Source organism: Geomonas sp. (assembly GCF_056994735.1).
In genome coordinates this window covers 1-6659 of sequence record NZ_JBXKJL010000070.1, presented here as the reverse complement: position 1 = coordinate 6659, position 6659 = coordinate 1, and the positions used below count along the sequence as shown (strand labels likewise).

The 6659-nt window shown below is 63.4% G+C and carries 6 protein-coding genes; 4 read left to right on the top strand and 2 right to left on the bottom strand.

Annotated elements, in window-relative coordinates:
• A partial coding sequence (locus AC11W3_RS03385) for an HD-GYP domain-containing protein (RefSeq protein WP_484092482.1) occupies positions 1-701 on the bottom strand: 701 nt, incomplete at its 3' end.
• Between the two features lie 145 nt (positions 702-846).
• On the opposite strand from AC11W3_RS03385, the gene AC11W3_RS03380 reads away from it, so the two are divergent.
• From AC11W3_RS03380 to AC11W3_RS03365, 4 genes are all read left to right on the top strand, one after another.
• Entirely contained in the window at positions 847-1617 is a 771-nt protein-coding gene (locus AC11W3_RS03380; protein WP_484088480.1) for an enoyl-ACP reductase FabI, read from the top strand.
• A gap of 160 nt (positions 1618-1777) precedes the next feature.
• A complete protein-coding gene (hflX, locus tag AC11W3_RS03375) occupies positions 1778-3433 on the top strand; it encodes a GTPase HflX (protein ID WP_484088479.1) in 1656 nt (551 codons plus the stop codon).
• A gap of 17 nt (positions 3434-3450) precedes the next feature.
• Positions 3451-4077, top strand: coding sequence for a trimeric intracellular cation channel family protein (locus tag AC11W3_RS03370; RefSeq protein ID WP_484088478.1), 627 nt, complete (start codon positions 3451-3453; stop codon positions 4075-4077).
• A gap of 590 nt (positions 4078-4667) precedes the next feature.
• Positions 4668-5135, top strand: coding sequence for an NUDIX hydrolase (locus tag AC11W3_RS03365; RefSeq protein WP_484092481.1), 468 nt, complete (start codon positions 4668-4670; stop codon positions 5133-5135).
• Between the two features lie 93 nt (positions 5136-5228).
• Here AC11W3_RS03365 and AC11W3_RS03360 read toward each other — a convergent pair.
• Positions 5229-6659: aspartate:alanine exchanger family transporter (locus AC11W3_RS03360; RefSeq protein ID WP_484092480.1), on the bottom strand; the 1431-nt coding region annotated here is incomplete at its 5' end.

Here is a 6659-nt window from a genome sequence, read left to right as displayed (position 1 = left end):
CGCTCCACTTCCCACTCACTTAGCCCCAGGGCGGCGGCGATAATGGCCGATGTCTTCATCACCCGCTCCGAATGCCCCTTCGTCCAGGGTGACTTGGCGTCGATGGCATTGACCAGGCTGGCCACGGTGTTGACGAACATGCTGCGGGCTCCGTCGCAGACCCTGATTCCGTCCTCTCCTATAACGCCGCGTCCGGCAGCCACGCAGATCCCCATCGAGATGGAATGGACCACCAGCGCGGCATGCGTGACCGTCCAGTCCAGCAGCGCCCTTTCCCTGATGGTGAACGGGGCCGCGCGCAGAGCAAAGGCAAAGCCGACCACCTGTCCCCTGACCTCCATGGGGAGGGCGAGGACGGCACAGTGCGGGAAGAGTTCGACCACCGCGGCAGGGAGGAGTCCCGGCGGGATCAAACGGGTCAGAAGGAGCCCCCGTCGCCGCTCGATGATCTTCTTCAGCAGGGGAAGCGCCTGCAGGGGGAGCGGATGATCCAGGAAGACGGGAACGGCGCCGGCCGTAAGCCCGCTGCACCCGACCGGTGTGAAGCGGCCGCCATGCTCCTCCAGCACGTAGGTCAGTGCCAGGCGGCAGTGGAATACCCGCTTCATTAGCCGTGCGAGCTTCAGCATGACCTCCATCACGCTGTTGGCGCGAGCCAGCTCGTCTTCTCCCTCAAACATGGTGCGGTACGCGTCATCCATCCTTCTTCACCCCCTCCAAAATTAAAACATAAATAGGCCATATTTGTTGCAAACAAGAACATTTTTCATTATTATGGCCGGCTATACGTCGGGCCGGCAAAGATGGTCAAGGTTACGCTGCCGCCGCCGACGAGGAGGAAATTGCATGGGTTTACTAGATGGAAAAAAGGCCCTCATCTTTGGAGTGGCCAATGACAAAAGCATCGCCTGGGCTGTCGCCGAGGCGTACCGCCGCGAGGGAGCCGAGGTGGCTCTCGCCTACGCCGGCGAGGCCGTGGCCAAACGGGTCATCCCGCTTGGCGAGAGCATCGGCGTCAGCCTCACCCTTCCCTGCGACGTGAGAAGCGATGAAGATCTGGCCAAGCTCTTCGACCAGGTCGGGCAGGCCTGGGGCGGGCTGGATATCCTCGTTCACTCGGTAGCATTCGCCAACAAGGAGGAGCTCAAAGGTTCCTTCCTCAATACCACCCGCGAGGGCTTCGCCACGGCGCTCGAGATCAGCGCCTACTCGCTGATCGCCATGGCCAAGGGGGCCGCACCGCTGATGGCGGGACGAAACGGCAGCATCATCGCCATGACCTACTATGGCGCGCAGAAGGTTTTCCCCAACTACAACGTGATGGGTGTGGCCAAAGCGGCGCTCGAGGCTTCCGTCCGTTATCTCGCCGAGGCCGTGGGCCCGGAGGGAACCAGGGTCAACGCCATCTCAGCCGGTCCGCTGAGAACCCTGGCCTCGGCAGGTGTAGGCGGCTTCAACCAGATCGCCGGGCACGTCGCCGGGAAGGCGCCCCTCAGGCGTAACATCAACCAGGAAGAAGTGGCCAACGCAGCCCTCTATCTCGGAAGCCCCCTCTCCGGCGGTGTCACCGGCGAAGTCCATTTCGTCGACAGCGGCTACAATATCATCGGTTTGTAGTAATCTTTAAGGCGTTGAGGATCGGCACTCCCCCGGCCTGCGGGGGGGCAGCGTTAGAGACTCGCGGCATGGATGCCGTTCTACAGAAACATCGACCACCTCCTGGAGGACCGCCATCAAACAGCCACAGGGTAATCTGACAGGTCTCAAGCCAAGCCAGGTGAAGAGACTGGAGAGGCTTTTCCGCCGCCGGGTCAGCCCCGGCGAGGTGATCTCGCTGGAACTCGCCAGGGAACTGGCGGAGATCTCCCTGGAGATACGGCGCCAGCTCGGCGTCCTGCTAAGCCGGATCGGTGAAGTCGCCTACGTCGTGGTCGGCGACGAGCGGGCTCTGCTGATTCCCGCCCTGGAAGATTACCCGCTGGGAAGAAGGCTCCTGCGTGGCGTGCGTCTCGTGCACACCCACCTGAAGGCCGAAGCCCTCTCCGACGACGACCTGACAGACCTTTCGCTTCTGCGCCTGGACATGATCGCGGCGCTGCAACTCACCCAGAATCCCGACCGATTCTCGATCCAGACCGCCTCGCTGGTCCCGCCCAAGGAGAACACCCCTCCCTACCAGGTCGAGGCCTCCGTCCCCTTCGCCAACTACGATCTCGACTTCCGCGCCTTCATCGAAACCCTGGAATACTCATTGGAGCGGGGTCTGAAGGAAGGGAAGGAAGTCGCGAGCGGCCAGGAACGGGCCATCCTGATCTCGGTAACCCAGTCCCCCCTCGAGGAGGCGCTGGACTCGATGGAGGAGCTGAAAGAGCTGGCGAGGACCGCCGGCGTCGGGGTGCTGGACACCGTGATCCAGCGCCCGAAGGAGTTCAACCCGCGCTACCTGATGGGTGAGGGGAAGATCCGCGAGGTGCTGATCAAGGCGCTGCAGCTGGCGGCGACCATGCTGGTCTTCGACCAGGAGCTCTCCCCCGCCCAGGTCCGCTCGATCTCGGAGCTCTCCGAGCTGAAGGTCATCGACCGCAGCCAGCTGATCCTCGACATCTTCGCCCGCCGGGCCACCACGCAGGACGGCAAGGTCCAGGTGGAGCTGGCCCAGCTCAAGTACCTCCTCCCCAGGCTGATCGGGCGCGGCGTGCAGATGTCCCGCCTCATGGGGGGGATCGGCGGGCGCGGGCCTGGCGAGACCAAGCTGGAGACCGACCGCCGGCGCATCAGGGACCGGATCGCCCACCTGGAGCGCGAGCTGAAGGAACTCTCCAGCGGCCGCTATCAGCGCCGCCAGAAGAGGATCAAGGCAGGCATCCCCATCATCTCCATCGTGGGCTACACCAACGCCGGGAAGTCGACCCTGCTGAACACCCTGACCAAGAGCGAGGTCTTCACCGAGAACCTCCTCTTCGCCACCCTGGACACCTCGTCCAGGCGGCTGCGCTTTCCCATGGACCGCGAGGTGATCATCACCGACACCGTCGGCTTCATAAGGAGTCTCCCAAAGTCCCTCATGGGCGCCTTCAAGGCTACCCTGGAGGAGTTGAAGGACGCCGACCTGCTGATCCACCTGGTCGATTGCGCCAACCCCCGATTTGAGGAGCACATCACCGAGGTAGACGCCATCCTGGGCGAACTGGGGCTGGCCGACAAGCACAAGCTCCTGGTCTTCAACAAGGCGGACATCCTCCCGCAGCTCAAGAAGAGCGACCCGCTGGCCTTCATGAAGGTCCGCCAGCTGACGCGGAAGTTTAACGCCATAACTCTCAGCGCCTCGGACAGGAAGAGCCTGGAACCTCTCATGAAGGAACTGCAGCAGCGCTTCTGGCACGACGTCCCCGACTATCGCGGTATATCGCCGAGTGATGCAGATTTCGAATAAACAGGCGGTAGCCGTACGTGATTATCAACCACCACAGTGACATCATCTACACCCTCGACCTCCTTGGCACCGTGGCCTTCGCCGCGTCAGGGGCCCTGGCCGGCGTGCGCCGCAGGATGGATCTCCTCGGCGTGGTCGTCCTCGGCATCGTGACGGCAACAGGCGGCGGGGTCATGCGGGACGTCCTCCTTAACGACACACCTCCCTTCTGCTTCAAGAACGAGCTCTACCTCTACCTCGCGGTGGCGGCCTCCATCGTCGTTTTCCTCACTCCCCGCAGTTTCGAGAGGATGAACCGGGCCATGCTGATCCTGGACGCGCTGGGTCTCGGCACCTTCCTGGTCATCGGCACCTCCAAGGCCCTGAACTTCCATCTCGGTTTCATGGGAGCCGTCATCATGGGAGTCATGACCGCCACCTGCGGTGGGTTGGTCCGGGATCTCCTCAGCAACGAGATACCGCTCATCCTGCAGCGGGAGATCTACGCCTCGGCCTGCGTGGTCGGGGGTGCGCTCCTGTACTCCCTGCACCAGGCCGGCGTCCCTTCCGCCATCAACCTCACCGTTTCGGCCGTGGCCGTGATCACAATAAGGTGCGCGGCGCTGGTGAAGGGTTGGCAGCTTCCACGCGGCCAGGCACTCTAAGTCCCTGCCGTTTAGTTTCACCCGGCACTGCAAGCCCGCCGCGCCCTTCGATCTCTCCCTTTCAGGGCGATCCCCTTTCACGAAGGTCTCCTTCTATACCTCTCCATAAACGGCTCCCTTACATCCCCCCCCTTTTGCGAACGGGGGAACGTTTCTGCCCGTGGAAGCGCCCTCCCGGGCGCGAACAGCCGCGGGTTCGCGCCCGGAGGGCGCTCCTACAATGTTGCAGGTTCGCTCCGGTCAAGGGAGGGGGAGTTTCCCGCCGAGCTTCACTTAATGACAATCCCCGTTCGCTTATGAGGCCCCCCCCTTGCGGGAGGGAGGCAGGGGCAGGGGTGGGGGGAACTTTTCTGCCCGTGGGAGCGCCTTCCGGGCGCGAACAGCCGCGGGTTCGCGCCCGGAGGGCGCTCCTACAATGTTGCAGGTTCGCTCCGGTCAAGGGAGAGGGAGTTCAAGACGGTTCTCCTCCACGAGGGGGAGATCAAGTACCAGTTTTTCGTTTTCCTCTGTGTTACCCTGTGCCGCTCTGTGGTAAAGCTTTGATTGCCCCTGGCGAAGGGGAGCCCTGACCACTGAAGAGGAGGAATCCGATGCCGAAGAGAAGCGCGGGGCTGGTGCTGTTCCGCCAGCACGATCACGTACTGCAGGTCTTCCTGGTGCATCCCGGCGGCCCCTTCTGGGCCAAGAAGGATCTCGGCGCCTGGTCGATTCCGAAGGGGGAGTACTCGGATGAGGAGGAGCCCCTCGCAGTGGCAAAGCGGGAGTTCGCCGAAGAGACGGGATACGAGGCGACGGGGGAGTTCAGGGAGCTGACCGCGATCCGGCAGCCGGGCGGGAAGTCGGTGCGGGCCTGGGCGGTTGAAGGCGACTGCGACGCCGAGACCATAACCAGCAACACCTTCACCACGGAATGGCCGCCCAGATCGGGGCGCCAGGCGGAATTCCCGGAGGTCGACCGGGCGGGGTGGTTCGACGTGGAGCAGGCCAGGGAGAAGATCCTGAAGGGCCAGGTGGGATTGATCGACCAGCTCTGCGAGCTGGCAGGATACCAGAGGTAGGGCGATTCCGGCGGCGACGTCGGGGCCGCAAGCGGTGACCGGTTCGCGCCCGGAAGGGCGCTCCCACGGGCGGCCGGGACGCGGTCGCGGTTGCTAGCCCAGGGCCACCAGCAGGATCTGCACGCAGATGATCTTGAAGATCGTCGCCGCGGGATAGACCGAGGCGAAGCCGATGTTGGGAAGGTCGTTCTTGGTCTGGTCCAGGGCATAGCCCAGCACCGCCGTCTGGGTCTGCAGCCCGGCTATGATCCCCATCAGCAGCGTCATCGGGATCTTCAGCACGCGGTACCCTATCCAGAGCGCCAGCAGGGATGCGATGCAGGTGAGCGCGATGCCGACACCGAAGATGACGAAGCCGCCTCCCTGGGTGAAGGTGGAGAGAAAGCTGTATCCCGCGCGGGTGCCGACGCCTGCCAGGAACAGCACCATCCCGATCTGGCGCAGGGTCATGTTGGCGCTGTAGGGAAGGCTCCAGAACATCCTGCCGGTATGGCCGATGGTGCCCAGGATGATCCCCATCACCAGGGGGCCTCCGGCAAAGCCGAACTTGAAGACGATCCCGCCAGGGAGCGGGATGGGAATGATCCCCAGCAACAGGCCGAGCGCGAGCCCCAAGCCGAAGGTGAGTACGTCCACCTCGCTCACCTTCCGATACGAATCCCCGAACAGCTTGGTGATGGCCTTCATGTTGTCGTGATGGGTCAGCACCCTGACCCGGTCCCCCAGTTCAAGCACCAGGTCGCCGTTGGCCAGGAACTCGTCGTCTCCCCGCCTGACCCGGGTAATGACCGCGCCGTACTTCTTGCGCAGGTTCAGCTCGCGCAGCGGCCGCCCGGCAACCTCCTGGCTGGAGACGAAGATCCTCCTGAAATCGAACTCGCTTCGGTCGAGATCGATCGACTCCTCGCTCTTTTCTCCCAGGTAAGATGCAGCCAGCTCGACATCCTCCGCCGGCCCCACCACCGTGACCAGGTCCCCGGCACGCAATTCCTCCTCCGGGCTGGCCAGCTGGTACCGATCATCCCGCTTGACCCTCCCGAAAATGACATCCCATCCCTGCTCACGGCGCAATTCGTCGAGCGGCTTCGAACAGCAGGCCGGGAACCTGGTGACGCGGACGGTCAGGTTCCTGAGCGGCTCGGTCGCGGCTCCCATCGACTTCAACTCCTTGGCCTCGTCGGCAAAATTGATGCGCCAGATCCGCTGCGAGAGGCTTATGGCCACGACGGTGCCGATCACCCCCATGGGGTAGCAGATGGAATAGCCGACCACCGGTTCCGCCAGGATATGCTCGAGGGCGCTGCCGGGCGAGTAATTGTGCTTGAGGGTATCGAGGATGGCGGCCAGTGCCGGGGTGCTGGTAAGGCTGCCCGAATACAGGCCGGCGGTGATGGTCCCCTTGAGGTGGAGTACTTTCCCTATGACTCCGGCAAGGGCGGCGCACAGGGCGAGTATCCCCAAAACGAGGAGGTTGTATTTAAGCCCCTGCCGCTTCAACGAGGCAATGAAGACCGGACCGCCGCT

Excerpts from the sequence above, each read along its gene's own strand:
- AC11W3_RS03380 (WP_484088480.1), top strand. The coding sequence starts at position 847 with ATGGGTTTACTAGATGGAAAAAAGGCCCTCATCTTTGGAGTGGCCAAT.
- AC11W3_RS03365 (WP_484092481.1), top strand. The coding sequence starts at position 4,668 with ATGCCGAAGAGAAGCGCGGGGCTGGTGCTGTTCCGCCAGCACGATCAC.